Origin of the sequence: Patulibacter minatonensis DSM 18081, from assembly GCF_000519325.1 — a bacterium.
Taxonomy (GTDB): Bacteria; Actinomycetota; Thermoleophilia; order Solirubrobacterales; family Solirubrobacteraceae; genus Patulibacter; species Patulibacter minatonensis.
Map to the genome: position 1 here is coordinate 5,495,724 of NZ_KI912613.1, position 23,829 is coordinate 5,519,552.

At 74.5% G+C, this 23,829-nt stretch carries 27 protein-coding genes, 1 tRNA gene and 1 pseudogene; 15 read left to right on the top strand and 14 right to left on the bottom strand.

Annotation, left to right across the window (positions count from 1 at the left end; genetic code table 11):
- On the bottom strand, positions 1 to 756 hold the full coding sequence (locus tag PATMI_RS0125905) for an enoyl-CoA hydratase/isomerase family protein (RefSeq protein ID WP_026913016.1): 756 nt from the start codon (positions 754 to 756) through the stop codon (positions 1 to 3).
- A gap of 73 nt (positions 757 to 829) precedes the next feature.
- Here PATMI_RS0125905 and PATMI_RS0125910 point away from each other — a divergent pair, with 73 nt between their 5' ends.
- Entirely contained in the window at positions 830 to 1,624 is a 795-nt protein-coding gene (locus PATMI_RS0125910; RefSeq protein WP_026913017.1) for a hypothetical protein, read from the top strand.
- Positions 1,625 to 1,660: 36 nt separating this feature from the next.
- Here the strand turns inward: PATMI_RS0125910 and PATMI_RS0125915 are convergent.
- From PATMI_RS0125915 to PATMI_RS33440, 6 genes are all read right to left on the bottom strand, one after another.
- Positions 1,661 to 1,742, bottom strand: a tRNA-Tyr gene (locus PATMI_RS0125915).
- Positions 1,743 to 1,802: 60 nt separating this feature from the next.
- On the bottom strand, positions 1,803 to 2,957 hold the full coding sequence (gene rpoD, locus PATMI_RS0125920) for an RNA polymerase sigma factor RpoD (protein ID WP_084270259.1): 1,155 nt from the start codon (positions 2,955 to 2,957) through the stop codon (positions 1,803 to 1,805).
- A gap of 303 nt (positions 2,958 to 3,260) precedes the next feature.
- On the bottom strand, positions 3,261 to 3,800 hold the full coding sequence (gene pgsA, locus PATMI_RS33425; RefSeq protein WP_036730098.1) for a CDP-diacylglycerol--glycerol-3-phosphate 3-phosphatidyltransferase: 540 nt from the start codon (positions 3,798 to 3,800) through the stop codon (positions 3,261 to 3,263).
- A 111-nt stretch (positions 3,801 to 3,911) separates the two neighbouring features.
- On the bottom strand, positions 3,912 to 4,811 hold the full coding sequence (locus tag PATMI_RS33430) for an EamA family transporter (protein ID WP_051472293.1): 900 nt from the start codon (positions 4,809 to 4,811) through the stop codon (positions 3,912 to 3,914).
- On the bottom strand, positions 4,808 to 5,620 hold the full coding sequence (locus PATMI_RS33435; protein WP_051472294.1) for an ABC transporter permease: 813 nt from the start codon (positions 5,618 to 5,620) through the stop codon (positions 4,808 to 4,810). The genes PATMI_RS33430 and PATMI_RS33435 overlap by 4 nt, the downstream gene beginning before the upstream one ends.
- On the bottom strand, positions 5,617 to 6,369 hold the full coding sequence (locus PATMI_RS33440) for an ABC transporter ATP-binding protein (RefSeq protein WP_051472295.1): 753 nt from the start codon (positions 6,367 to 6,369) through the stop codon (positions 5,617 to 5,619). Before PATMI_RS33440 ends, PATMI_RS33435 begins: the two co-directional genes overlap by 4 nt.
- A gap of 130 nt (positions 6,370 to 6,499) precedes the next feature.
- Here PATMI_RS33440 and PATMI_RS0125945 point away from each other — a divergent pair, with 130 nt between their 5' ends.
- Complete coding sequence (locus tag PATMI_RS0125945; RefSeq protein ID WP_026913019.1) at positions 6,500 to 7,126, top strand: ATP-dependent Clp protease proteolytic subunit; 627 nt, start codon at positions 6,500 to 6,502, stop codon at positions 7,124 to 7,126.
- Positions 7,127 to 7,192: 66 nt separating this feature from the next.
- Here PATMI_RS0125945 and PATMI_RS0125950 read toward each other — a convergent pair whose 3' ends face one another.
- A complete protein-coding gene (locus PATMI_RS0125950) occupies positions 7,193 to 8,038 on the bottom strand; it encodes a fumarylacetoacetate hydrolase family protein (RefSeq protein ID WP_026913020.1) in 846 nt (281 codons plus the stop codon).
- A gap of 68 nt (positions 8,039 to 8,106) precedes the next feature.
- Between PATMI_RS0125950 and PATMI_RS0125955 the strand changes: the two genes are divergently transcribed.
- Entirely contained in the window at positions 8,107 to 8,649 is a 543-nt protein-coding gene (locus PATMI_RS0125955) for a YqgE/AlgH family protein (RefSeq protein ID WP_026913021.1), read from the top strand.
- Positions 8,650 to 8,688: 39 nt separating this feature from the next.
- On the opposite strand, the gene PATMI_RS0125960 is transcribed toward PATMI_RS0125955, so the two are convergent.
- Entirely contained in the window at positions 8,689 to 9,012 is a 324-nt protein-coding gene (locus PATMI_RS0125960; RefSeq protein ID WP_026913022.1) for a hypothetical protein, read from the bottom strand.
- Between the two features lie 78 nt (positions 9,013 to 9,090).
- Here PATMI_RS0125960 and PATMI_RS0125965 point away from each other — a divergent pair, with 78 nt between their 5' ends.
- The 5 genes from PATMI_RS0125965 to PATMI_RS0125985 all read left to right on the top strand — a co-directional run bounded on the left by PATMI_RS0125965 (position 9,091) and on the right by PATMI_RS0125985 (position 12,002).
- Complete coding sequence (locus PATMI_RS0125965; RefSeq protein ID WP_157260978.1) at positions 9,091 to 9,558, top strand: hypothetical protein; 468 nt, start codon at positions 9,091 to 9,093, stop codon at positions 9,556 to 9,558.
- Between the two features lie 68 nt (positions 9,559 to 9,626).
- Positions 9,627 to 10,322 carry a hypothetical protein gene (locus PATMI_RS0125970; RefSeq protein WP_026913024.1) on the top strand — a complete coding sequence of 232 codons (696 nt, stop codon included), beginning with the start codon at positions 9,627 to 9,629 and terminating at the stop codon, positions 10,320 to 10,322.
- Between the two features lie 23 nt (positions 10,323 to 10,345).
- Positions 10,346 to 10,879: a hypothetical protein gene (locus PATMI_RS0125975; protein ID WP_026913025.1), complete on the top strand. Its 534-nt coding sequence runs from the start codon at positions 10,346 to 10,348 to the stop codon at positions 10,877 to 10,879.
- On the top strand, positions 10,876 to 11,400 hold the full coding sequence (locus tag PATMI_RS0125980) for a hypothetical protein (RefSeq protein ID WP_026913026.1): 525 nt from the start codon (positions 10,876 to 10,878) through the stop codon (positions 11,398 to 11,400). The genes PATMI_RS0125975 and PATMI_RS0125980 overlap by 4 nt, the downstream gene beginning before the upstream one ends.
- A 92-nt stretch (positions 11,401 to 11,492) precedes the next feature.
- Positions 11,493 to 12,002: a hypothetical protein gene (locus tag PATMI_RS0125985; protein WP_026913027.1), complete on the top strand. Its 510-nt coding sequence runs from the start codon at positions 11,493 to 11,495 to the stop codon at positions 12,000 to 12,002.
- Between the two features lie 7 nt (positions 12,003 to 12,009).
- Here the strand turns inward: PATMI_RS0125985 and PATMI_RS0125990 are convergent, their stop codons facing one another.
- The gene (locus tag PATMI_RS0125990) at positions 12,010 to 13,125 is read right to left on the bottom strand and encodes a UDP-N-acetylmuramate dehydrogenase (protein WP_245604303.1); all 1,116 of its coding nucleotides are present in this window, start codon (positions 13,123 to 13,125) and stop codon (positions 12,010 to 12,012) included.
- 76 nt (positions 13,126 to 13,201) lie between these two features.
- Here PATMI_RS0125990 and PATMI_RS0125995 point away from each other — a divergent pair, with 76 nt between their 5' ends.
- Positions 13,202 to 13,729, top strand: coding sequence for a hypothetical protein (locus PATMI_RS0125995; protein ID WP_157260979.1), 528 nt, complete (start codon positions 13,202 to 13,204; stop codon positions 13,727 to 13,729).
- Positions 13,730 to 13,795: 66 nt separating this feature from the next.
- On the opposite strand, the gene PATMI_RS0126000 is transcribed toward PATMI_RS0125995, so the two are convergent.
- Positions 13,796 to 15,073 (bottom strand): acyl-CoA dehydrogenase family protein, encoded by a 1,278-nt coding sequence (locus PATMI_RS0126000; RefSeq protein WP_026913030.1) that lies wholly within the window; start codon positions 15,071 to 15,073, stop codon positions 13,796 to 13,798.
- Between the two features lie 133 nt (positions 15,074 to 15,206).
- Here PATMI_RS0126000 and PATMI_RS37075 point away from each other — a divergent pair, with 133 nt between their 5' ends.
- Positions 15,207 to 15,893, top strand: coding sequence for a TetR/AcrR family transcriptional regulator (locus PATMI_RS37075; protein WP_026913031.1), 687 nt, complete (start codon positions 15,207 to 15,209; stop codon positions 15,891 to 15,893).
- A gap of 31 nt (positions 15,894 to 15,924) precedes the next feature.
- Here the strand turns inward: PATMI_RS37075 and PATMI_RS0126010 are convergent, their stop codons facing one another.
- Complete coding sequence (locus PATMI_RS0126010; RefSeq protein WP_026913032.1) at positions 15,925 to 17,199, bottom strand: hypothetical protein; 1,275 nt, start codon at positions 17,197 to 17,199, stop codon at positions 15,925 to 15,927.
- Positions 17,200 to 17,382: 183 nt separating this feature from the next.
- Between PATMI_RS0126010 and rpsD the strand changes: the two genes are divergently transcribed.
- From rpsD to PATMI_RS0126030, 4 genes are all read left to right on the top strand, one after another.
- Positions 17,383 to 18,021: a 30S ribosomal protein S4 gene (gene rpsD / locus PATMI_RS0126015; protein WP_026913033.1), complete on the top strand. Its 639-nt coding sequence runs from the start codon at positions 17,383 to 17,385 to the stop codon at positions 18,019 to 18,021.
- A gap of 469 nt (positions 18,022 to 18,490) precedes the next feature.
- Complete coding sequence (locus PATMI_RS35545) at positions 18,491 to 20,059, top strand: calcium-binding protein (protein ID WP_051472296.1); 1,569 nt, start codon at positions 18,491 to 18,493, stop codon at positions 20,057 to 20,059.
- Positions 20,060 to 20,251: 192 nt separating this feature from the next.
- Positions 20,252 to 20,737, top strand: a complete 486-nt coding sequence (locus PATMI_RS0126025) for a hypothetical protein (RefSeq protein ID WP_026913034.1) — start codon at positions 20,252 to 20,254, stop codon at positions 20,735 to 20,737.
- 63 nt (positions 20,738 to 20,800) lie between these two features.
- Positions 20,801 to 21,577 (top strand): YaaA family protein, encoded by a 777-nt coding sequence (locus tag PATMI_RS0126030; protein ID WP_026913035.1) that lies wholly within the window; start codon positions 20,801 to 20,803, stop codon positions 21,575 to 21,577.
- A gap of 37 nt (positions 21,578 to 21,614) precedes the next feature.
- On the opposite strand, the gene PATMI_RS0126035 is transcribed toward PATMI_RS0126030, so the two are convergent.
- Positions 21,615 to 22,268 carry a TetR/AcrR family transcriptional regulator gene (locus PATMI_RS0126035; protein WP_051472297.1) on the bottom strand — a complete coding sequence of 218 codons (654 nt, stop codon included), beginning with the start codon at positions 22,266 to 22,268 and terminating at the stop codon, positions 21,615 to 21,617.
- A gap of 153 nt (positions 22,269 to 22,421) precedes the next feature.
- On the opposite strand from PATMI_RS0126035, the gene PATMI_RS35550 reads away from it, so the two are divergent.
- Positions 22,422 to 23,333: a nucleotide-binding protein gene (locus tag PATMI_RS35550; protein ID WP_026913037.1), complete on the top strand. Its 912-nt coding sequence runs from the start codon at positions 22,422 to 22,424 to the stop codon at positions 23,331 to 23,333.
- 13 nt (positions 23,334 to 23,346) lie between these two features.
- On the opposite strand, the pseudogene PATMI_RS0126045 reads toward PATMI_RS35550, so the two are convergent.
- Positions 23,347 to 23,829, bottom strand: a pseudogene (locus tag PATMI_RS0126045) (hypothetical protein); the annotation flags it as partial.

Here is a 23,829-nt window from a genome sequence, read left to right on the forward strand (position 1 = left end):
TCAGTCCGGCAGCTTCCCCGACACCACGGCGCGCTTCAGGGACGCGACCTGCGCCGGGGTCTCGAGGTCCAGCCCGGCCGGCCAGCCGAGGCGCGGCGGCCCGAGCTCGCGGCGCGCGGTGCCGATCGCGGAGCGCGCGAGCACCGGGTCGTCCGCGACCTGCCGGGCGATCCGCATCGCGCGCTCGTCGACCTCCTCGCGCGGGACGGCGGCCCACGCGAGGCCGAGCTGCACCGCGCGGTCGCCGTCGAGCTCCTCGTCGAAGACGCCGAGCGCGATCGCGGCCTCGCGGCCCGCCACGCGCTCCAGCAGCGTGAAGTGCCCGCCGCCCGGATGCAGACCGATGCGATGGAAGCCGGCGAAGATCCGGGCGTCGTGGGCGACGATCCGCAGGTCGGCCGCGAGCGCGAGGTTCAGGCCGGCGCCGACCGCGGCACCGGCCACGGCGGCGACGACGGGTGCCCGCAGGGCCCCGACGCGCACGAACGACGCGTACAGCGCCCGGAGCTCCTCGACGGTCTCCGGCGGGGCGTCCGGCTGTCCCACGGCGCGGAGCGTGTCGCGTGCCCCGCCGGCGCAGAAGGACCGCCCCTCCCCGCGGAGCACGACGGCCCCCACGCCGTCGTCGGCGTCGACCTGCTCGCAGGCGGCGACGAGCTCGCGCGCCATCGGCAGCGTCAGCGCGTTGCGGCGCTCCGGCGCGTCCAGGGTGATGACGGCGACGGCGTCCTGCACGGTGACGGTGATCTCGGCCATGGCGGGAGTCTCGCGCATGATCCGGTGCCGCCGGCGCTCGCCCCCGGACCCGCCGGCCCCTAGGTTGTACGCCGTGAAGCGTGTCGTGACCGGAGTCCTCTGCATCGCCGTCCCGTTCCTGGCCGCGTGCGGAGGCGGCACCACTACCGGGGGCCCCGACCCCGGGACCCCCGGCCCCGACGATCCGCTCCCGACGACCACCGCCGCGGACGCCGACGTCGCGCCCACGACGACGGTCCGGACCCCACCCCCGGCGCTCGCGCGGGCGCGGCCGACGGTGATGGTCCCGGGGGACCCGTGCGAGGGGACGCCCGGCGAGCGCGTCCGGCGCCGGGCGCGGGAGCGGCGGCGCCACGTCACGCGCGGCTTCTGCGCGGAGGACCAGCCCGGCGCCCACGTCGCCGGGCGCCACGAGCCGCTGTCGTTCCTGGGGACGACGACGCGGCTGCGCTCGATCGTCCGCAGCGAGACGGTGCCGAACCCGAACGGCGGGGACGCGCTGCGCCCGCCGACGCAGGACTCGGTCTTCATCACCGCGCGGGTGACCGTCGGGAACCGGCGTCCCAGGTCCCTCACGCTCCCGCGGGGTTCCATCACCGTCGGCCTCCGCTCGGCCGTCGCGCAGACGTTCATCTGGTCGGTCTCCGGACCCGGGGCGTCGCTGGGTCCCGATCGTCCCGAGATCCGCATCCCGGCGCACGCCCGCCGCACGCTGGGCCTGGTGTGGACGACGGGCAGGACCGGCCCGCAGCTCACCGACTCCGGTGCACGGCTCCTGCTCGAGTTCCCCGATCCTCCCGGCGCCCCGAAGCACCCGAAGCAGCCGGCGCGGAAGACCTCGAGCGGCGTCGTCGTCCTCGACCGCTGAACGACGAAGGCCCCGCGTCGCGGGGCCTTCGAGCAGTGGGGGGAACAGGATTCGAACCTGTGTAGGCAGAGCCAACGGGTTTACAGCCCGTCTCCTTTAACCACTCGGACATCCCCCCGAGCGATGGCGGATCCTAGCGAGGCGGCGCGGATCGCGTCGCCTCGCCGGGAGGACCTGACTAGACGGCGTCGCGGAGGCGCTGCGACTCGGGCAGCGACTCGAGCTTCTTGAGCGTGTGGCTCTCGATCTGGCGGATGCGCTCGCGGGTGACGTCGAACGCGCGGCCGACCTCCTCGAGCGTCGAGGGCTGGTCGCCGGAGAGGCCGAAGCGCATCTCGATGACCTCGCGCTCTCGCTTGGGCAGCGTCGAGAGGGCGCGGCGGACGTGCTCCTTGCGCAGCTGCTCGCTCGTCATCTCGAACGGGGACTCGGCGTCCTTGTCCTCGACGAAGTCGCCGAGGGAGGACTCCTCGTCCTCGCCGACGGGCTTCTCGAGCGAGATCGGCTGCTGCGACATGCGCAGGATGTCCCGCACGTCGCGGACCTGCATGTCGACCTCGGTCGCGATCTCCTCCGGCGTGGGCTGCCGGCCGAGCGACTGGACGAGCTGGCGCTCGACGTGGACGACCTTGTTGAGCTTCTCGACCATGTGGACCGGGATGCGGATCGTGCGGCCCTTGTCCGCGATCGCGCGGGTGACGGCCTGGCGGATCCACCACGTGGCGTACGTGGAGAACTTGTAGCCGCGGCGGTAGTCGAACTTCTCGACCGCGCGGATGAGCCCGAGCGAGCCCTCCTGGATGAGGTCGAGGAAGGAGAGGCCGCGGCCGAGGTAGGCCTTGGCGATCGAGACGACGAGGCGCAGGTTGGCCTCGATCATCTGCTGCTTGGCCTGGATGTCGCCGCGCTCGATCCGCTTGGCGAGCTGGACCTCCTGGTCGGCCGTCAGCAGCGCGACCCGGCCGATGGACCGCAGGTACATGCGCAGGGAGTCGAGGCTGGGCTCGACGGTGAGGTCGATCTGCGGGCGCTCCTTCGGCGCCGAGCCGGACTCGCGGTCCTTGCGCGACCCGGCCTGCTCGAGGCGCTCGGCCTCGGACGCCGTCCGGTCGTGGGCGTCGGTGCCGCTCTGCAGGACGTCGACCCCGAGCTCGTCGAGGTGACCGTGGAACGCGGTGAGCTGCTCCTTCGTGACCTCGGCCTCCTCGAGGGCGGCCGCGATCCCCTGGACGGTCAGGAACCCCTTGTCCTGACCTTCCGCGATGAGCGCTCGCAACTCGTCGATCTCGGTGATCGGCGTCTCGTCGGCCAAGAGGGCCTCGTTGTTGCTCACGTCGGAACCTTCCAATCTTCGGTTCGATGTCCACCGGACCCTGCCCGGAGGACGATCACGATGTCTCCACCGTCGACATGCAGTCGTGGCCCCCGGGCGCTGTCGCGGTCCCCTGCGGTGCCGACGCTGACCTGTCGTCGTGCTTGCAAGGAATAGCACAAGGTCGGACGCTTTCGCGTCGCGAGGGTGATCGCTGTCACACGGGCAGGGGACGGACATCCGGCCAGATCGCACGCATGGGTGCCCACGGTGCCGGTAGTTGCGTACGCGCGGGAACCCCGTGGGCGCGGTCGACGGGGTCCGTCAGGCGGCGGGGGTGCGGTCCGCGGCCATCGTCCGGCGCAGGCCGAGGAAGTAGTCGACGCCGCTCCAGAGCGTGATCGCGACCATCGCGTAGACGAGCACGTCCAACCAGGCCGGCACCGGCGAGATGAGGATCAGGAGCAGGATCACGAGGATCTGGAACGAGGTCTTGACCTTGCCGAGCCAGGCCGCCGCGATGACCTCGCCCTGCTGGGCCGCCACCGCGCGCGTGAGCGTGACCGCGAGCTCCCGCCCGATCACCACGACGGCCACCCAGGCGGCGACGCGGTCGACGCTCACGAGCATCACGAGCGCCCCGATCACGAGCAGCTTGTCGGCGATCGGGTCGGCGAGCTTCCCGAAGTTCGTGATCAGGTCGGACCGCCGGGCGAGCCAGCCGTCGAACCAGTCCGTGACGGACGCCAGCCAGAAGACGAAGGCCGCGACGACGTCACCGGTGCCGGTCTCCTGCGCCAGCGCGAAGACCATGACCGGCACGAGCAGGATGCGCATCACGGTCAGCGCGTTCGGCAGGTTCACGGGCACCGGTGGGAGTATCCCGGTCCCCGACGCCGGGTGCGAGCCGCGGTCCGGCCCGGGCGGGCCCGCGGAACCCCGGGGCCGCGCGACACGGGCCGCGGGGCCCCGCGCTCAGGCGAGCGGAGGCGCCGGGGGCGGTGGCGGGTCCGGGGACGCGACGGACGGCGCCCGGGTCACCCCCACGCCGGCGACGACGACGAGCGCCAGGCCGGCGAGCGTGAGCGCCGAGAGGTCCTGGCCGAGCAGGACGAGGCCCGCCAGGGCCGCGACACCCGGCTCGAGCGCCATCAGGACGCCGAAGACCCCGGGGGCGACCCTCCGGAGCGCGAGCTGCTCGAGCGCGTACGGGACGGCCGATCCGGCGACCGCCGCGACCAGCCCGAGCAGGAGGACGTGGGGCAGCAGCAGGTCCGCCCCGCCCTCCACCAGTCCGGGCACCAGCGGGACGAGCGCCCCGACGCCCATCGCGAGCGCCACGGGCTGCAGGCCGGGGAGCCCGCGCGCGGCCCGCCCGCCCAGCGGGATGTACGCCGCCCAGCACGCCGCGGCGACGAGCAGGAAGAGCACCCCGAGGGGATCGGCCCCGTCGGCGCTCCACGGCCGGGTCAGGGCGAGCACCCCGAGCGCGGCGAGCCCCGCCCACGCGCGGTCCCGCGGGCGCCGGGCGAACCAGGCCCCGACGCCCAGCGGACCGAGGAACTCGATCGCCACCGCCGTCCCCAGCGGCACGCGGTCGATGCCGAGGTAGAACGCGGTGTTCATCACGCCGAGGACGAGCCCGTACGCGACGACCGCCCGCAGGGCGCCCGGGGGCAGCCCGCGGACCGGGGGCCGGACGACCGCCAGGAGCAGCGTCGCGGCGAGGAGCGCCCGGAGCATCGTCGCGCCGAGGGGCCCGACGTCGTCGAACATCCCCGTCGCGACCGCGGCGGAGACCTGCACCGACGCGATCCCGCCGAGGATCAGCAGGACGTCCGAGGGCGCGGTCGGCGCCTCCGGCGCCGGGCTCACGGCTTCAGGCGGTGCCCGGTCCGGAACAGCCAGGCGCACCACGCGCTGAGGCCGGCGGCGAGCGCGACGAGGACGAGCAGCGCGAGCCACGTGCTGACGTCGCCGTGCCCGACGAACCCGATCCGGAACGCCTGCACGAGGTAGAAGATCGGGTTGACGTGGGAGACGACCTCCCACGCCCCGGGGAGCCGGTCGACGGAGTAGAAGATCCCGCCGAGGAAGCTCAGCGGGAGGATCACCAGCGACGTCACGAACGCCATGAAGTCCCAGGAGTTCGCGTAGATCCCGGCGATCACCCCGAGCTGCGCGAACGCGATCAGCACGAGCACCGTCGCCACGATCAGGACGAGCGGCCGCTCCACCCCGACGCCGGTGATCGCCACGCCGAGGACGAGCAGCAGGATCCCGGTCAGCAGCCCGCGGACGACGCCGCCGATCGCGAGGCCGATGTTGACCTCCCACCAGCGCAGCGGGCTGGAGAGGACGTCGTTGATGAAGCGGTCCGACCGCGCCTGGAAGACCGTCGAGCTGTTGTTCGAGTACGCCGCGGTGAGGATCGCCTGGACCACGAGCCCGGGGACGATGAACTGCTTGTACGGCACGCCGTCGACGTCCGCGATGGTGTCGCCGAGCGCCAGGCCGAAGACGACGATGAAGAGCAGGGACGACATCACCGGGGCGATCAGCGTCTGCATCCAGAGCTTCAGGAAGCGCACGACCTCGCGCTCGCAGAGCCAGAGCAGGCCCCGGCGGTCCTCGACGAACGGCGCGTCGGGATCGGGCAGGGTCGTGACGTCGGAGACGCTCACCGCGCCGCGCCCCGGTCGTCGCCGGCCGCGTCGGACATCGCCTGCAGGTAGACCCCGGCGATGTCGTCGGCGCCGTACCGGGCCCGCAGTCCGTCGGCGCTGTCCCGGGCGATGATGCGCCCGCCCCGGATCAGCGCGATCTCCTCGCAGAGCGCCTCGGCCTCCTCCAGGTAGTGCGTCGTCAGGAGGATCGTGGTGCCCGCGGCGTGCAGCTTCCGCGTGTACTCCCAGAGCTCGGAGCGCAGCTCGACGTCGACGCCGGCGGTCGGCTCGTCGAGGATCAGGAGGCGCGGCTCGTGCATGAGCGCGCGGGCGAGGAGCAGGCGGCGGCGCATGCCGCCGGACAGCGCGGTCGGACGGACCTTCGCCTTCGACGTCAGGTCGAAGACGTCCATCAGCTCCTCGGCGCGCCCCTTCGCCCGCCTCCGCGCCATGCCGAAGAAGCCCGCGTGGTAGATCAGGACCTCGGAGACCGTCAGGAAGCGGTCGAGGTTGATGTCCTGCTCGGCGAGCCCGACGAGCCTGCGGGCGTTCCGCGCGTCGTGCGGATGCCCGAAGACCTCGATCTCCCCCGCGGTCGGGCGGACGAGGTTGCAGACCGCACCGATCAGCGTGGTCTTGCCCGCCCCGTTCGGCCCGAGGAGCCCGAAGAACGACCCGTCCGGGACGTCGAGGTCGAGTCCGTCGACGGCCGTGAAGCCCCCGTCGTACGTCTTCGTGAACCCGCGGACCGACAGCGCCGGACGCACGTGAGGAACCCGGATTCCCGATGGGGAATCCGGGATCGTTGCAGCGTCAATCACGTCTCCCGACTGTACGGCAGACGACCTCCCGTCCAGCGGCGACGGGGCCGCCGGGCGGCATCTATAGGGTGTTCCCATGCCTCTGGTTCCGGTCGTCGTCGAGCGCACTGCGCGCGGTGAGCGCGAGTACGACATCTACAGCCGCCTCCTGAACGAGCGGATCATCTTCCTCGGGACGGGGATCGACGACCAGGTCGCGAACCTGATCGTCGCGCAGCTCCTGCACCTCGCGTCCGACGACGAGGACAAGGACATCTCGATCTACGTGAACTCGCCGGGCGGATCGGTCACCGCCGGCCTGGCGATCATGGACACGATGAACTTCGTCAAGCCCGACGTGCGCACGATCTGCGTCGGCATCGCGATGTCCGCCGGCTCGCTGATCCTGGCCGCCGGCGCGAAGGGCAAGCGCTCGTCGCTGCCGAACTCGCGCATCCTCACGCACCAGCCGTCGGTCACCGGCTTCGAGGGCCAGGCGTCGGACATCGAGATCCACGCCCGCGAGCTCCTGAAGACCCGCGCCCGCCTGAACGAGATCTACGTCGGCCTGACGGGCCAGACGCGCGAGACGATCGACCGCGACATGGAGCGCGACCGCTTCTTCTCGCCGCAGCAGGCCAAGGAGTACGGCCTCATCGACACCGTGCTGGGCACCGAGCTCCCGGACCTCTCGCAGCCGAACAAGGGCTTCGACGTCCAGTAGTCCCGCGCGGCCCGCGCCGCGCACCGCAGTCCTCCCGACGCCCGGCCCTCGCCGGGCGTCGGTCGTTCAGGGCGCCGTGATCGGGTGCTCGATCGTGCCGAGGCCCTCGATCTCCATGCGGACGACGTCCCCCGGGACCAGCCAGACGCCCGTGCCCGAGCCGTCGGCGCGCTCCGTGGCCTTCCCGACGCCGTGGGGCGTCCCGGTCAGGACCAGGTCGCCGGGCCGCAGCGTGATCGCGGCCCCGATGTGCGTCAGCAGCGCGTCGACGCCGAAGACGAGGTCGGCGGTCGACGCGTCCTGACGGGGCTCGTCGTTGACCCACGTCCGGACGCGGACGACCGGGGTCCCGCCGTCCCAGGCGACGTCGCGCGCCGCCAGCTCGTCGCTCGTGGTGATCCACGGACCGAACGGCACGAAGGTGTCGGCACCCTTGGCCCGCGCCCACTGGTCCTCGGTGTCCTGGAGGTCCCGGGCGCTGACGTCGTCCGCGACGCAGAAGCCGGCCGCGCCGACCGCGCCGTCGGGCAGCCGCCCGAGCACGATCGCGAGCTCGACCTCGTAGTCGAGCTGCTCGGTCACGGCCGGGCGGACCACCGGGCCCGACGGCCCGGTCGCGGCGGTCGGCGGCATCAGGAAGACGATCGGGACCGTCGGGACGTCGCCGCCCATCTCCGCGGCGTGCGCGGCGTAGTTCTTGCCGATCCCGTGGATCACCCCCGGCTCGTGCGGCATCAGGAGCTCCACGGCGTCCAGCGCGAAGGCCTCGCCGGCGGCCGGGGACCGGTCGCCCGAGTCCAGCCGCGAGAGGACGGTCGACCCGTCGGAGAACGCCACGACCCGGTCGTCCCGGACCTCGCCGTGCAGGACCGAGCCCGCGATCGAGGGGTGCGTGAAGCGCGCCAGCCGCATCACCCGAGCCTACGCCCGCGCCCCCGCCGCCACGTGCCCGTCCCCCGGACCTGCCAGCATCAGTCGAGATGGCGCGACGCCTGTCCGGGCAGCTGCTGGTTGCTTCACCCACGATCGGCGATCCCACGTTCGCCCGCACGGTCGTGCTCGTGGTCGACCACGACCGCGACGGCGCCCTCGGGATCGTCCTGAACCGCCCGACCGCCACGAAGGTCGAGGCCGTCGTGCCGGACATCGCTTCGATGTTCCACGGGGACGCCGTCGTCCACGACGGCGGACCGGTCCAGCCGGAGTCGCTCCTGACCGTCGCCGAGTTCCGCGATCCCGCCGACGCCGCGCTGCTCGTGCTCGGCCGGGTCGGGATGGTCCGGGGCGACGAGGCCCCGCGCACCCCCGAGGTCGACCGGGCGCGGGCCTACGCCGGGTACGCCGGCTGGGCGCCCGACCAGCTCGACGACGAGCTCGGCGCGTCCGACTGGCTCGTCGTGCCCGCGCAGCCGGACGACCTCTTCCGCGAGGACTCCGAGCTGCTCTGGCACCGCGCGCTGGAGCGGATGGGCGGGCCGTACGCCCGCCTGGCGACCGTTCCCGAGGACCCCTCGGTCAACTGACGCGGCGGGCCGGGGCCGCGGGTTCGAGACGCGGCCCGGTCAGGCCCCCGCGGGCGGCGCCTCGAGCCCCGCCTCGTCGTCCTGCTCCGGATCGTGCACGGGGGCGCCGTCGCTCACCGCTTGCGGCTTCGGGACCCGGGCCGCCACGACGTCGCGCCGGGCGCGCAGCGGGGTGGCGATCGCCCCGAGCGTCCCGCGCTCCCGGGAGCCGAGGGTGCGGTACGCCTCGCGCAGCTCCTCGAGCAGCCGGTCGACGTCGTCGAGCGCGGTGCGCGCGGACGTCCACGCCTGCTCCTCCGCGGCCTCCTCCGCGCGCCCGACCGCCTCGGAGACCGCGGCCAGCTGCTCGAGGGGAACGTCCATGCCGGGGAGCGTAGGGGGTGGGTCCATCGGCCAGGGGCGCGCCCGGGACCGGCGGGACGATCATCTAGCCTGCGGCCCATGACGTCTGGTGTGAGGACCTCGGCGCTCGTGGCCCTCGCGGTGGCCGCGCTCGCCGGCTGCGGCGGCGGGTCCGACGGCGACCCGACGACGTTCGGCCGGGCCGCGGACCGCACGTGCCGCGACCTGAGCGCCGCTGTCACCACGCTGCGCCAGGACCTCGTCCGCACGACCGCGTCGACCGAGCAGGCGGGGCTGGCGACCGCGCTCCAGCGGTACTCCGACGGTGTCCGCCGCGCCGCCGACCGGCTCGCCGACACGAAGGCACCGAAGGCCGACGCGGCGTTCCGCACGTCGACGCTCGAGGGTCTGCGGCGCCACGCCGACGCGATGCACGCCGCCGCCGTCCAGGGTCGGCGCGGCAAGGTCGCCACGGCGCTCGCGGAGGAGGTCCGCGGCGCCGGGCTCCCCGAGATCCCGGCCCGCGTCCTCGAGGACGCCCCGGACTGCCGGCGCACCGGCGACTGACGCCCGGCGGTCGCCGGTCCCGTCGTGGCCTCCGCGCCGACCGGGCGGGCCCCGCTACGGTTCGCCGGATGCTGTCGCCCCTCCGACGTGCGCTGCCCGGCCTCGCGGCCACCGGTGCCCTCGTGCTCGCCGGCTGCGGCGGCGCGGGCTACGGCGACCCGATCGCCGCGACCGACGGCGGCGGCGCGACGGTCGCCCTGGCCCCCGCCCCGATCACGACGCCCGGCGCCACCAGCGTCGTCACGCGCGAGGTCACCGGCGTGTCCACGGTGCAGCAGGATCCGAGCGGCACCGGCGGGTCGAGCTCCTCGGGGAGCGGCGGGAGCGGGTCGTCGGGCGGGTCCGGCCCGTCGTCCTCCGGCGGCGGCGACTCCGGTGCCGGCGAGCTCGCGGCCTACGCCGCCGACGCCAACCGGTTCTGCTCCGGCTTCAACGCCGCGACGAAGGCGCTGACGGCTGACATCTCGGCCGGCCAGGGGAACCCGAAGGCGCTCGGCCGGGCCGCCATCAGCTACGGCACGGCGATCTCCTCGGCCGCCGAGGGTCTGAAGGCCGCGCCGCCGCCGTCGTCGCTGGCGTCGTACCACCGCGACACGCTCTCCTGGGTCTCCGGCATCACGTCGGTGATCTCCGCCAACCGCAGCGGCCTGCAGAGCGGGGACACCGGCGCTCAGGCGACCGTCATCAAGAAGGTCCAGGACCTCGGCAAGCCGCCGTCCGCCCCCGCGTCGCTGCGCTCCCGGGCGTCCGCCTGCACCGCGTGACCGCGCGCCCTACGATTCCCGGCGTGCCCCGACGCCGTGCCCGCCTGCCCCGTCGCAGGATCGCCGTGACCCTCGCGGTGCTCGCGACCGGCACCGGCCTCGCGGCCTGCGGCAGCGACCAGGAGTCGACGTACGCCGACGGCTGGGACAGCGTCTGCCGCGGGGTGGGCGGGGCCCTCAGCACCTTCCGGACCGACGCGTCGACCGCCGCGACCACGTCCCCCGACGCCGGCGACGCCGAGGTCATCGCCGGGACCCGCGCCGCGTCGGTGAGCGCCGACCTGCTCGCGCCCGCCAAGGCGCTCCAGACCGCGCTGGACCGCCAGTTCGACGCCGCACGCCGCCTGGACCCGCCGTCGCGGTGGGCCGCCTGGCACGCCACGGAGCTGCGGACGATCGCCGCCCGCCGGAGCGCGGTCGCCGACGGCGTCCGCCGGCTCCAGGGCGGCGACCCGGACGCCCTCCCCCTGCTCGCGGTCGGGAGCGTCGGGCCGTCGGCCGTCGACGCGCCGGCGGACCTGCGCGACAAGACGCCGGACTGCACCGTCCTGCGATGACCCGGCGCCGGACGCTCGTCGGTGCCGGGTTCGCCGTCCTCCTGGCCGCCGTCGTCGCCGTGCTCCTCCTCGCCACCGGGGGCGGGGACGACGGCCCGCGACGGCCGGGTCCCGTCGCCGGCGCCTACGCGCGCACGTGGGAGGCCACGTGCGTCGCGCTGCGGTCCGACGCGGACCGCACGACCGCGACGGTCCGCGCGCGCCTCGCCGGCGGGGCGTCGACCGCCGAGCGCCGCACGGTCGCCCGGCGCGTCGTCGCCCCGTTCCTCGGCCGGGTCGAGCGGCGGCTCCGCCGCGTGGCCGGCGCGGTCCCGCCGCCGGAGTGGCGCGTCTACCACACCGGCGCCCGGGGACGGCTGGACACGGCCGCCGCCCGGACGCGCTCCGCGCAGGAGCGGGTCCGGGGCGGGGACCTGCAGGCCCTGTCGACCCTGGCCGTCGCCGATCTCGCCCGGGCCGCGGACGCCCCGGAGGACCTCCGCCGGCTGACGCCGGCGTGCAGGTCGGCCGGCGCCGTCTGACCGGGACGCTCCGGCGTACGACGTCCCCGGGCCGCCCGGGGGCCGGGCGGTTTCGAGCCGCCGACATGCACGATCCGGCTAAGGTGCGCGCCATGCTCTCCCGCTCCGCGCTCCACCGCCCCGCCGCCGTCCTGGCCGCCGCAGCGCTCGCCGTCGGCGTCGCCGGCTGCGGCGGCTCCGACGGGGACGGCAAGGGCGGTGGCTCCTACGCGTCGACCTGGAACGACGTCTGCACGTCCCTGACGTCCGCCGCGACCACGCTCCAGAACCAGGGCAACGAGGCCGACAAGGTCGCGCGCGGCGACCAGGAGAAGAAGATCGCGGAGCTCGCCAAGCCCACGGGGCAGCTGCTCGCCACGTTCCGGCAGGCGCTCGACAAGGTCAAGGGCCTCGACGCGCCGGACGAGTTCAAGGACTTCCAGCAGCAGGTGTCCGACTCCGCCCCCGGGACGATCAAGGCGATCGACAAGGTCAAGGACCCGGTCGAGTCCGGCGACCCGAAGGCGTTCACGCGGGCGATGAAGAGCGTCGACGTCACGAAGCCCTTCCCGGCCCTGCCGGCCGCGCTGAAGAAGCAGGCGGCCGCCTGCAGCGCCTTCTAGCAGAGGCTCACCAGCCGACGCCCACGAGCACCGGCTCGGGGTGCAGCGCGACGCCGAACGCGTCCCGCACCCCGTCGGCGACCTCGTGGGCCAGGGCGAGCAGGTCGGCCGCCCCGCCCCCGCGCGACGTCAGCGCGAGGGTGTGCTTCGAGGAGATCGCGGCGCCGGGGCGGGCGTGCCCGCGGGCGAACCCGGCGCGCTCGATCAGCCACGCCGCGGAGGTCTTCGTCCGCCCCGGGTCGGCGGGGAAGGCCGGGGGCTCGACCCCGTCGCCGAGCCGGCGCGCGACCAGGGTCCGCAGCCGCGCGAACGCGTCGTCGTCGAGGATCGGGTTCGTGAAGAACGACCCCGCCGAGCGGGTGTCGGGATCGCCGGGGTCCAGCACCATCCCCTTGCCGCGCCGCAGCGCGAGCACCGCGTCGCGCAGCTCGGCCGACGGCACCCGGCGGCCGTCCTCCGCCCCGACGGCGCGGGCGAGCTCGCCGTACCGCACCGGGCGGCCGAGGGCGGACCGCTCGAGCGCGAACGTGACGTCGAGGACGACGTGGTCCGCCCGGCCCTTCAGCACGCTGTCGCGGTACGCGAAGCCGAGCTCCTCGGCGGTGAGGCGCACGACCCGCCCGGTCCGGCGGTCCAGCGCGCGGACCGCCACGACCGTGTCCGCGACCTCCTGCCCGTAGGCCCCCACGTTCTGGATCGGTGTCGCGCCGGCCGCGCCGGGGATCCCCGACAGGCACTCGAGACCCGCGAGGCCGTCGGCGACCGAGCGGGCGACGACGGCGTCCCACGGCTCGCCCGCGGCGACGGTCCGCAGCACGGTCGGTGCGTCGCCCGACGGCGCGGGGCCCTCGACGTCCGCGGTCCCCGTCGTCCGGATCACCACGACGTCTCCGGCGACCGGGCCGTCGCCGATCACGAGGTTGCTGCCGCCCGCGAGGAGCAGGACCGGCCGCCCGGTGGCGTCCGCGTCCGTGACCGCCGCGACCAGCGCCTCCTCGTCCTCGGCCACGACCAGGCGGTCCGCGGTGCCGCCCACCCCGAGGGTCGTCAGCGGGCCGAGCGGGACGGCGGCGCCGGAGCGGGCCACGGGGAGTCCGGGGACAGGGAGGACCGCGTCGGGCACCGCCCAAGGGTACGACCGCGTCGACCCGCCCGGCGGCCCGGCCCCTCCCACCGCGTGCTCCCGCTAGGTTGCCGCCATGATCTTCCGCCGTACACGACTTCTCGCTCCTGCGCTCCTCACCACCGCGGGCCTCGCGATGGCCGGTTGCGGCGGCGGGTCCAACGGCGACGAGGGCACCTACGTGAAGACCTACGAAGGCGCCTGCAAGAAGATCGTGACGTCCGCGACCGGTGCCCAGACGGCGATCGCGGGCCTCGCGACCGGCAGCTCCACGGTGTCCGACGCGAACGTCGCGAAGGTTCGGGAGAGCCTCGGCGAGGTGCTCGACACGTTCGACAGCCAGATCTCCGTCCTCGCGGACGCCGACGCCCCGAAGAAGTGGTCGTCGTTCCAGAAATCGCTGAAGGGCACCGCCGACGACGCGAAGAAGGCGGTCGGCACGGCGAAGGAGAAGCTCGCCGAGATCAAGACCCAGAAGGACCTGCCGAAGATCACCGGCGTCTTCGCGAGCCTCGACCTGAAGTCGGCCAAGAGCGAGAAGGTCCCCGACGACCTCGCGAAGAAGGCTCCGAGCTGCAACACGCTGCTCAACAGCGGCAGCTGAGCCCGGAACGGCGGAGGGCCGGGAGCGTCGCTCCCGGCCCTCCGCCGACCGCAGGTGTCGCGGGTCCTACGGGACGCGCACGCCCGAGATCGTGCGGGCGATCACGAGCTGCTGGATCTCGGAGGTGCCCTCGAAGATCGTCATGATCTTCGAGTCGCGGTGGAAGCGCTCCACCGGGTACTCGCGCGTGTAGCCGTTGCCGCCGAGGATCTGGATGGCCTCCTCGGTGATGCGGACGCCGGCCTCCGACGCCTTGTACTTCGCCATCGAGCCCTCGGCGTTCGGGAACTCGGCCTTCTGGCCGCGCAGCGTGGCGCCGCCCATCCAGGCCGCGCGCTGCACGAGCAGGCGGGCGGCGTCGAGCTCGGTCTTCATGTTCGCGAGCTTGAACGCGATGGCCTGGTTCTCGATGATCTTGCGGCCGAACTGCTCGCGCTCCTTCGCGTAGTCGAGCGCGTAGTCGTAGGCGGCGCGGGCGACGCCGATGGCCATCGCGCCGACGGCGGGGCGGGAGGCCTCGAACGTCGCCATCGAGGCGTTGCCGTGGGAGCGCTTGCCCTCGCGCGCCTTCGCGAGGCGGGCGTCGAGCTTGTCCTTGCCGCCCAGCAGGTAGGCGCCGGGGACGCGGGCGTCGTCGAGGTTGACGTCGGCCGTGTGCGAGGCGCGGATGCCGTGCTTCTTGACCTTGGCGCCCTGCGAGATGCCCTTGATCTCCGACATCGGGACGATGAAGGCGGCGTGGCCGCGCGAGCCGAGGGACGGGTCGACCGTGGCGATGACGACGTGGACGTCGGCGATGCCGCCGTTGGTGGCCCACGACTTGGAGCCGTTGATGACCCACTCGTCGGTGGCCTCGTCGTACTTCGCCGTCGTGCGGACGTTCGAGACGTCGGAGCCGGCGTTCGGCTCGGACGAGCAGAACGCGGCGATCACGGGCTCGGAGGCGGAGCCGTAACAGCGCGGCAGCCACTCGGCGATCTGCTCCTGCGTGCCCTGGCCGAAGATGGCCGAGACGGCGAGGCCGGTGCCCTGGAGCGCCATGCCGATGCCGGCGTCGCCCCAGAAGATCTCCTCGAGGAAGATCGGGGTCAGCTGGCCCGTCGGGTCGAGGAACATCGACATCGTCGACTCGAGCCCGTAGAGGCCGATCTCGGCGGCCTCCTTGACGATCGGCCAGGGGAACTCCTCGCGCTCGTCCCACTCGGCGCCGGCCGGGCGGATCGTGTTGACGGAGAACTCGCGGACCCAGTCGCGGAGGGTCTGCTGCTCCTCGTTCAGCTCGAGGTTGAACGTCTGCCACTCCGGCTTCATGCGCTCCTGCGCAAGCTCGCCGGCGATGGTCATGAAGTCGGAGGTGGTGCTCATGGTGCGGGTCCTCGGAAGAACGCGGGGAACGAATACCCCCCGGTCGGGGGCGTCTGACCCGAAGTGTAACCACGGTTTACAGACGATGCAACCGTGGGTAGGATCACACCCGATGGCCCCCAGGAGCTCCACCACCCCGGACCGCCGCTCCGGTGCCGCCGCCCGTCGTCGCGACCGCGAGCGGGAGATCCTCGGGGCCACCCGCAGGCTCCTCGACGAGCGGGGCGCGCAGGACGTCCAGATCGACGACGTCGCCCGCGAGGCCGGGCTGAACAAGGCCCTCATCTACCGGCACTTCAGCGGCAAGGACGAGCTCTTCGCGCTCGTGATCGTCTCCTACGTCGACGACTTCCTGGCCGACGTCGCGGAGCTGTCGGACGCGGGGCCGGCGGCCGACCGCCTGGCGGACTTCGCCGAGACGTTCCTCGGCTTCTGCCTCGCCCACCCGGCGTTCGTCGAGTCCGCGATGACGATGCTCCGGCAGCCCGGGACCGAGCTGCTCGAGGTCGTCAGCGAGGGCGCGATGCTCCAGATGGGTCGTGCGGTCGCCGCGGCGCTGCACCGCCCGATCGAGCTGCTGCGCGAGGGCGACGCCGCCGGGGAGTTCACCGTCGCCGAGCCGGACTACACGGCCAACGCGATGTACGTCCAGATCCTCGGGCTCGCGCACCTCGCGCGCGTCGGCAACGCGATCCGCGAGCTCCCCGACGGGATGCCGTGGTTCTTCGCGGTGCGGACCGACCAGGTCCGCCACTCCGTGCGGTCGCTCGTGCGGGCGGCGCTCCTGCCCGCCCCGTGACCGCTCCCGGGAGCGGCGCGGGACGCGGTTCCTAGAACGCGGGGACGGGGCCCGTGAGGCCGGCGGCCTCGCGGGCAGGGCGGTACGACGAGGCGAACGCGGCGACCGCCGTGGCCTCCGTCTTCGAGGCGCCGCGGACGCCCTGCAGGCACTGACGGGCGACGCCCTCGGGGCCCGTGTTGTCGAACGACGCGATGCAGCCGGTGATCTTCGTCGCCGTCGCCGCGCCGGCCTCGTAGGCGACCGCGAGCTTCTCGGTGATCGCGCGCTGGTTGTCCTGCTTCGTGTCGATCGCACGGGCGCGGGCGGCGGAGCTCGCGCGGCTCGTCGCGACGCTCCTGAAGGCGGTGGCCGCGGCGTCCAGCGCCGCGTCCTGCGACTCCGGGGCCGCGCCCTGCCCGTCCCACGCGGAGACGCCGTCGCGGGCCGCGCGCAGCAGCGCGAAGCCGCGGGTCAGCTGGGAGCGGATGCCGTCGCCCTTCTGCAGCGCTGCGTCGACCTTGTTGACGAACGGGGACGACGACGTCCTGCGCCCGGCGGACCCGGTGGTCCCCGGCTTCGACCGCGATCCGGACGCCCGGGCGCGGACGGCGATGCCGAGGACCTTGGTCCCGCGGATCGCGTCCTTCGTGTTCGCGATGTCGTCGATGTCCTTCAGCGCCGCCGCGGCCCGTGCGGAGCGGGCGCCGAGCTGGCTGAGGACCTTCGACCGCGGGTCGGCCAGGACGCTGACGACGGCGGAGAGGTACAGGCGGTCGGTCGCGAGCGCGCGGCGGACCCGCGTCGTGCGGCCGGTCGTGCCGGACTCGACGCCCTCGGTCTCGTCCTGCACGTCGCGCAGCGTGCTGAGCGCAGCCCGGGCGGCACCGAGCGCGGCGGCGGGATCCGTCTCCCCCTCGAGCTCCTCGAGGCGGTCCGACAGGGTGCGGTGGTCGGCCACGACGCGGGAGACCTGCGTCTTCAGCGAGTCCTTCTCCTTCTCGAGCGGGTCGAGGTTCGCGACGTACCAGATGGCGTAGAGGATCCCGAGGAGGATCAGCGGCACCAGCAGGCGGACGAGGATCGGGGCCCGCCGGCGGGTGCGGGACAGCGCGGTCGCCGCCTGCTCCCCCGAGCGCACCAGCGGGACGCCGCAGCTCGGGCAGTAGCGCGACCCCATGACGACGCGGGCGTCGCACCGCGTGCACCCGATGACCGGCGGCTCCGCCGGCCCGTCGTCGTCGAGCAGGACGTCACCGGACGCGTCGTCGCGGTGCTCGTCGTCACCGACGGGCGTTCGGAGGTCGTCTGTCGAGGTGTCGCTCATGGCGGGGATCCGGCGCGCCGTGCCGATGCACGCGGGCCGGGGCGGTTCCGGGGAAGATTCCACGCGACCGGTGGAGATCCTCCCGGACGCGACGGCGGATCTTCGCATGCCGGACGACGCGAGGGGCACCGACCTGGCTACCCTGTGTCGTCGTTTCGTCGGAGCAGGACCACAGGAGGCCCAATGGGTCGTTACACCGGGCCGGTCGAGCGGCTCTCGAGGCGCGAGGGCGTCGATCTCGAACTCAAGGGCGCTCGTCGCCTCGCAGGCAAGGGCGCGCTCGAGCGTCGTGGGGCGCTGCCCCCGGGCCAGCACGGCGGTGGCCGTCGCGTCAAGACGTCCGTCTACGCCCAGCAGCTGCGTGAGACGCAGCGCGCCAAGCGCTACTACGGCATCCGCGAGAAGCAGTTCCGCAACCTCATGAACGAGGCCAGCAAGCGGAACGCGGAGAACACGGTCACGGGTGAGCGCATGCTGCAGCTCCTCGAGTCGCGTGTCGACAACATCATCGTCCGCCTCGGCTTCGCGTCCACGCGTGCCCAGGCCCGCCAGTTCGTCTCGCACGGCCACGTGCTCGTGAACGGCCAGCGCCACACGGTCGCGTCCGCGCGCCTGTCCCCGGGCGACGTCGTGACGATCAAGGACGGCAGCCCCGTCCGCCCGATCGCCACGGAGTCCACCGAGCTGATCGCGATCGTCCCGGCCTGGCTCGAGGCCGACCACGACGGCCTCTCCGGCCGCGTCCTCCGCCTCCCGGAGCGTCACGAGATCCAGGTGCCGATCACCGAGCACCTCATCGTCGAGCTCGCCGGCCGCCGGTAGCGGCCCGGCACCCGCCGCTCGCGGGTGCCACCCAGGACGCTCCGGCGTCCACCCGCGTCGCGCACGCCGCGACGCCCCGGCCCTCCGCCGGACTCTCCGACACCCACCCGCTCCCGCCACCCGGCGGGACCGGGGCGGGCGGTCGTCGCTTCCCGCGGTGCGCGCCCCGACCGGCGCCCGTCCCGCAACGCTCCGGGTCCGCCGGCGAACCCGTCCCGATGTTCGGAGCCACCCCGTCCGCCGGTCGGGGGGTCTGCCTCCGTGCTCCCCGGGCGGTCGGTTGCCTCCTCGACAGATGTCCTACACCAGCCGTAGGATGTCTGGGTCCACCGATCGGTGGCCTCGACCCGGCGTCCCCGCGGGCCAGAGGCACCGAGCAAGGCGAAGAACCTCAGTGCACCACGTCAGATCACGTCCCCCGCTTCTGGCTCTCGTCCTGTCCCTCGTCGCTTTCGGCTCCACCCTCGTGGTGGCCTCGGGCGCGCAGGCGGCCGAGCAGCCGAGCTTCCAGTGTCGGGCCAGCGCCCTCGCGGCGTCCATCGCCAACCAGCCGTACGTCGAGCCCCTCGTGGCCAACGGCCTCAAGGGCTCGGTCCCCGGCCCCGTCTTCGACAAGGCGGCCTGCTCCAACGACGAGCAGGGCGCCGGCGACGTCACCTCCTCCGTCGGGCTCCAGGGCCTGATCGGGACCTCGGCGGTCCAGGAGAAGACGACCCTGACGCCCGAGACCGGGTCGTCGGCCGCACAGACCGCGACCGCGTCGACCACGATCGCGGACCTCGACCTGCGCCTGCTGGGCACGAACCCGAGCTTCCTGAAGATCGGGGCGGTCAAGGCGACCGCGACCGCCAAGTGCGTGAACAAGAAGCCCGTGTTCACCGGCTCGTCGGAGATCACGAACGTCCAGCTGCTCGGGCAGCCCGTCACGCTCGACGGACTCGTCAACGGGCTGGCCAAGGCGCTGTCCGACGCCGGCCTCGACGCCGTCGTGAAGATCTACCCGCTGAACCAGGTGACGAAGACCGCGGACTCGGTCGTCGTGACCCCGCTCCGGATCCAGATCCTCTCCGGCGGCTCGTCCAAGGGCGGCCTCGTGGACCTGACCGTCGGCGAGACGAAGGTCGCCCAGCGCGGCAACGCGTGCGACCCGCCCGCGGACAACCCGGACAACCCGGACGACGGCGGCGACGGCATCTGCCCCGTCGGCTCGATCCCGGTCGGCCAGGGCCCGCGGGTCTGCCAGATCCCGGCGACGGACCGCTACGGCCTCGTCGTCATCGGCGTGCCGAACAGCACCGACACGCCGCGCGGCGGCCGGGTGCTCCCGCTGCCCGAGGCCCGCCGTCTGGCCGAGGCCGGCCAGCTGCCGAACTCGAAGTGCCTCCGCGGTCCGGGGGTCGGCTACGTCGTCCTCGGCGACAACGGCAAGGACCTGATCTACGGCACGAAGAACCGCGACCGCATCATGGGTCTCGGCGGCAAGGACGCCCTGTCGGCCCTCGACGCGGGCGACTGCATCGACGGCGGCTCCGGCAACGACCGCATCTACGGCGGGACCGGCGGCGACCGGCTCTACGGCGGCACCGGCACCGACCACGTCTACGGCGAGAACGGCAACGACCGCATCTACGGCGGGGCGTCGCGTGACGCGCTGTACGGCGACAAGGGCAACGACTCGATCTACGGCGAGTCGGGCAACGACCGCATGTACGGCGGGCAGGGCAACGACACGATGCTCGGCGCCGACGGCAACGACACGCTCTACGGCCAGGACGGCCGGGACCGGCTCGACGGCGGGGTCGGCAACGACCGCCTCTCCGGCGGCTTCAACCGCAACTACATCATCGGCGGCACCGGTCGCTCCTCGGTCTTCAACGGCCGGCCGAGCACCGGGCGATCGACGATCGACCTGCGGAAGGCGACCGCGCCGTCCGTCGTGAAGTGCGGCTCGGGCACGGACGTCGTGCTCGCCAACCGGAAGTACGCCTCGCGCAACCGGTACTCGTCCAACTGCAGGACGATCCGGGTCTCGCGGTAGCGACCCCGCGCGCCGCCCGCGGGCGGCGCGCACCGACGCAGGACCCGCGCACCCGCCCCACGGCGGGTGCGCCGCGTTTCCGGGTCCACCCCGAGGGACCGTCGGCCCCGGGGCCGGCGACCGCGCGAGCGTCCCCCGGCCCGCAGAACGGCGGGTGCGCCACGGAGCCCGATCGCGTAGCGTGCGCCCAGCATGAGCAGCGATCCCGAACCCGTCCCGACGCACGAGCCGTCCGTGCCCCTGCACATCGATCAGCTGCTGGAGCAGCGCTCGGTGGCCGCGGGCGTCGAGGCCCTCGCCCGGCGCAACTCCCACCACCTCGCCGACATGGACGACGCGGAGCGCGAGGACGCCCGCGTGCTGTGGTCCGAGATGGTCGCCGAGATCCTGGGCTCCGTCCGCGACGCGCTCGGCGGGTCCGTCGTCAAGGACGGTCCCGGACGCGCCGTGATCATCCTCTCCGACCACCCGCAGGAGCCCGGCGAGGTCCAGGCCGAGGCCATCTTCTCGCCGCAGATCGAGGAGGTCCCCGGTCCCGACGGCGAGAACCAGGTCGTCGCGACGTTCGCCCAGGTCCTCGGCATGCAGGTCGCCGACCTCCTCCCCCAGCTCGCCGAGCAGATGGCGGCGGACGTCGAGGAGGGCGAGGACGGCCCGGAGCTCGGTCCCCGCGACTGAGCCTCCTCGCCGGCCCCCGGGCCGGCACGCCGCACGCGCGGACGCTGCACTAGCGTCCGCGCGGTGCTGATCCTCGTGCCGCCCTCGGAGGGCAAGACCGCGCCGCGGTCGGGCCCACCGCTCGACCTCGACGCGCTCTCGCACCCGGGGCTGACCCCGGTCCGCGACGCGACGCTCGAGGCCCTCGAGGCGCTGTCCGCCGGCGACGAGGCGGTCGCCCTGGAGGAGCTGCACCTCGGGCCGAAGAGCCGCGACGACCTCGAGCGCAACCGCGTGCTGCGGACCGCCCCCACCGCGCCGGCGTCCCGGGTCTACACCGGCGTCCTCTTCGACCGCCTGGGGCTGACGTCGCTGCGCGGCGGCGCCAAGGAGCGCGCGGAGGAGCACGTCCGGATCGTCAGCGCGCTGTGGGGCGTCCTAAGGCCGTCGGACCCGATCCCCGCGTACCGGTGTCCGGCCGGGGCGCGACTCCCGGGTGCCGAGAGCGCGCGGCGCACGTGGCAGGAGCCCCTGGCGGCCGTCCTCCCCGCCGACCAGCTGGTGGTGGACCTGCGCTCCGGGCCCTACCGGGAGCTGTGGCGCGGGCCCGCCGACGCCCCGACGGTGCTCGTCGGCGTCGTCCGCGAGTCCGGCGGGAAGCGGACGGTCGTCAGCCACGACGCGAAGGCGACGCGCGGCGCGATCGCCCGCGCGCTCCTGCGCGACAAGCCGGTGTGGAACGGCCCGGAGACGCCCGCGCGGGTGGCGAAGCGGATCGCCGCCGCCGGCTGGACGGTCGAGCTGGGCGAGGAGCGCCGAGGCGGCGCGGTCGAGCTGACCGTCGTCGAGCAGGCGCCCTGAGCCCGGGCCGGGGTGCGGCGGCCGCCGGGCCGCCGGTTCACCGGCCCGCGGGCGGACGCAGCTGGGCGTCGAACGCCTCGCCGGCGAGCAGCAGCAGGCGGGCCTCGTCGTCCTCGTCGTCGGAGACCACGCCGATCGAGACCGCGAGCGCCTGGGCCTGGACGAGCAGCACCCGGGCGAGGTCCGTCGGATCGCCCTCGCGGATCGACCCGTCGTCCTGTCCGCGACGGACGCCGGCCTCGAGCACCGTCAGCATCACCCGCTGCGAGACCCCGGTGCGAGCGGTCACGTAGGGGAGCAGGAACTCGGGGTCGACGTCGAGGATCTTGCGGAAGAGGTCGTCGCGTCGCATCCCGCGGCAGCCCGCCACGATCGTCGCAGCGAGGCGCTCCCTGGCGGACGGCAGTCCCTCCGCGGCGCGGCCGGCGGCGACGACCGCCCGGCCGAAGTCCAGCGTGACGAGATCGCGGAGCACGGTCTCGACGTCCGGGTAGTGCCGGTAGAGCGTCGTGCGGCTGACGTCCGCCCGGCGCGCGACGTCGCTCATGGTGACCCGGGAGATGCCGCGGTCCAGGACGCACGTGCGCGCGGCCTCGAGCAGGCGGAGGGCGATGGGCGGCCGGTCGAGGAGCGCACGGACGATCGCCTCGGGGTCGCCGCCTGCCGCCTGGTGCTGCTCCTCGATGGTCATCGGACCCCATCATGCCCGGCCGGGCGCCGCGGAGCGGTTCCGCCGGGCGTTGCGCGAAGGTCTGCGGAGCGTCGCGCGCGCCGACGGGTCCCGGTGCTGCCGCGCCCGGTGGATCCGGGGCCGCGTCGGCGTCCTCCGATCGTCTGCCCCATCGTGTCCCGCCGCCTCCTCACCGCGCTCCTGCTCGCCCTCGCCCTCGTCCTCGTGGGGGCCGCCGTCGGGCTGCTCCTCGTCGACGACCGCCCGTGGTGGTCGGCGGTGGCGGGCGGTGGCGTCGGGGCGCTCGTCGCCGGGCCCCCGGCGTTCGTCCTGGGCCGCCGGACGACGCGCCTGACCGGTGGGGCCCACGCCCAGGCGGTGTCGGGCCTGCCGCTCGTCGCGCACGTCCCGCCGCCCGGGTCCGATGCCGCCGACGCCCGCCGGGCGGACGAGGCGTTCCGGATGCTCCGCGCGGCGCTCGTGCCCGCCCCCGGCCCGGACGACGCCCCCGGCCTCGTCGTGGTCGTGACGTCCGCCGCCCCCGGCGAGGGCAAGACCACCGTCGCCGCCGGCCTCGCCCGCGCCCTGGCCCGTGCCGGCCGCCCCGTCGTCGCGGTCGAGACCGACCTGCGGCGCCCGGCGCTCTCCGGGGCCCTCGGCGTCCCCGGGAACCCCGCGCGCGGTCTGACGGCCGCGATCGTCGGCGGCGTGCCGGTCGCCGACCTGCTGATCGAGGTCGAGGCCGGCCTCCGTCTGCTGCCCGCCGGCGAGCTCCCGCCCAACGCGCCGGAGCTCCTCGGCAGCCCGGACGCCGCCCGGGTGCTCCGGGAGCTCTCGGCGTCGGGCGTCGACGTCGTCCTCGACACCGCCCCGCTCCTGCCGGTGGCGGACACGCGCGAGCTCCTCGCGCACCCCATCGGTCGACGGACGGTCCTGGTCTCGCGACCCGGGGTCTCGGACAGCGACGAGCTGCGGGCCGCGGTCGCGCTGCTCCCGGACGGCTCCGGTGCCGTCCTCGCCGTCTCGGGCCGGGCCCACGCGCCGCGCAGCTACGACGCGTACCTGCGGGACGGCGCGCGGGTCTGAGCCCGCGGGCCGCCTAGCCCGCCGCGCGCAGGGCGGCGTCGGGCTCGGCGACGCCGTAGGACTCGCGCAGGCGCCGGAGCACGTCCTCGCGGGTCATGCCCGACGCGAGGAGCTCGCGGGCGACGAGGGTCGCGGTCCCGGACGGCGGGACCGGCTCGGGCGTCGGGGCCGGCTCGAGCGTCGGGGCCCGCTCGGGCGGTGGGACCGCTTCCCGCGGCGGATCGGGCGCCTGCTGCGGAGGCGCGGACCCGCCCGTCGCGCCGGCGCCGGCGGTCGTCGTCGGGACCTGCAGCCGGTCGACCGCGGCGTCGGTCTCCGCCGGGCGCTCCTCGAGCCCGTCGACCAGTGCGAGGAGCGCGTCGACCCGCCCGCGCAGGCGGTCGATCCGGCCGACCAGGGCGCCGGGGTCGGTCGCCTGCCCGTCGTCGGCCACCGGGACGGCGGGCTCGGCGGCGGGGCCGGGGGCGGACGCGGATCCGGCCGCCGGCGCGGACCC

Coding starts and splice junctions, on each gene's coding strand:
- PATMI_RS0126000 (WP_026913030.1), bottom strand. CDS start 15,073: ATGACCATCGCCGGCGAGCTTGCGCAGGAGCGCATGAAGCCGGAGTGG.
- PATMI_RS0125905 (WP_026913016.1), bottom strand. CDS start 756: ATGGCCGAGATCACCGTCACCGTGCAGGACGCCGTCGCCGTCATCACC.
- PATMI_RS0125945 (WP_026913019.1), top strand. CDS start 6,500: ATGCCTCTGGTTCCGGTCGTCGTCGAGCGCACTGCGCGCGGTGAGCGC.
- PATMI_RS0125955 (WP_026913021.1), top strand. CDS start 8,107: ATGGCGCGACGCCTGTCCGGGCAGCTGCTGGTTGCTTCACCCACGATC.
- PATMI_RS0126025 (WP_026913034.1), top strand. CDS start 20,252: ATGAGCAGCGATCCCGAACCCGTCCCGACGCACGAGCCGTCCGTGCCC.
- PATMI_RS0125965 (WP_157260978.1), top strand. CDS start 9,091: ATGACGTCTGGTGTGAGGACCTCGGCGCTCGTGGCCCTCGCGGTGGCC.
- PATMI_RS0125980 (WP_026913026.1), top strand. CDS start 10,876: ATGACCCGGCGCCGGACGCTCGTCGGTGCCGGGTTCGCCGTCCTCCTG.
- PATMI_RS0126035 (WP_051472297.1), bottom strand. CDS start 22,268: ATGACCATCGAGGAGCAGCACCAGGCGGCAGGCGGCGACCCCGAGGCG.
- PATMI_RS0125985 (WP_026913027.1), top strand. CDS start 11,493: ATGCTCTCCCGCTCCGCGCTCCACCGCCCCGCCGCCGTCCTGGCCGCC.
- PATMI_RS37075 (WP_026913031.1), top strand. CDS start 15,207: ATGGCCCCCAGGAGCTCCACCACCCCGGACCGCCGCTCCGGTGCCGCC.
- PATMI_RS0125950 (WP_026913020.1), bottom strand. CDS start 8,038: ATGCGGCTGGCGCGCTTCACGCACCCCTCGATCGCGGGCTCGGTCCTG.
- PATMI_RS0125970 (WP_026913024.1), top strand. CDS start 9,627: ATGCTGTCGCCCCTCCGACGTGCGCTGCCCGGCCTCGCGGCCACCGGT.
- PATMI_RS0125995 (WP_157260979.1), top strand. CDS start 13,202: ATGATCTTCCGCCGTACACGACTTCTCGCTCCTGCGCTCCTCACCACC.
- PATMI_RS0125960 (WP_026913022.1), bottom strand. CDS start 9,012: ATGGACGTTCCCCTCGAGCAGCTGGCCGCGGTCTCCGAGGCGGTCGGG.
- PATMI_RS0126010 (WP_026913032.1), bottom strand. CDS start 17,199: ATGAGCGACACCTCGACAGACGACCTCCGAACGCCCGTCGGTGACGAC.
- rpsD (WP_026913033.1), top strand. CDS start 17,383: ATGGGTCGTTACACCGGGCCGGTCGAGCGGCTCTCGAGGCGCGAGGGC.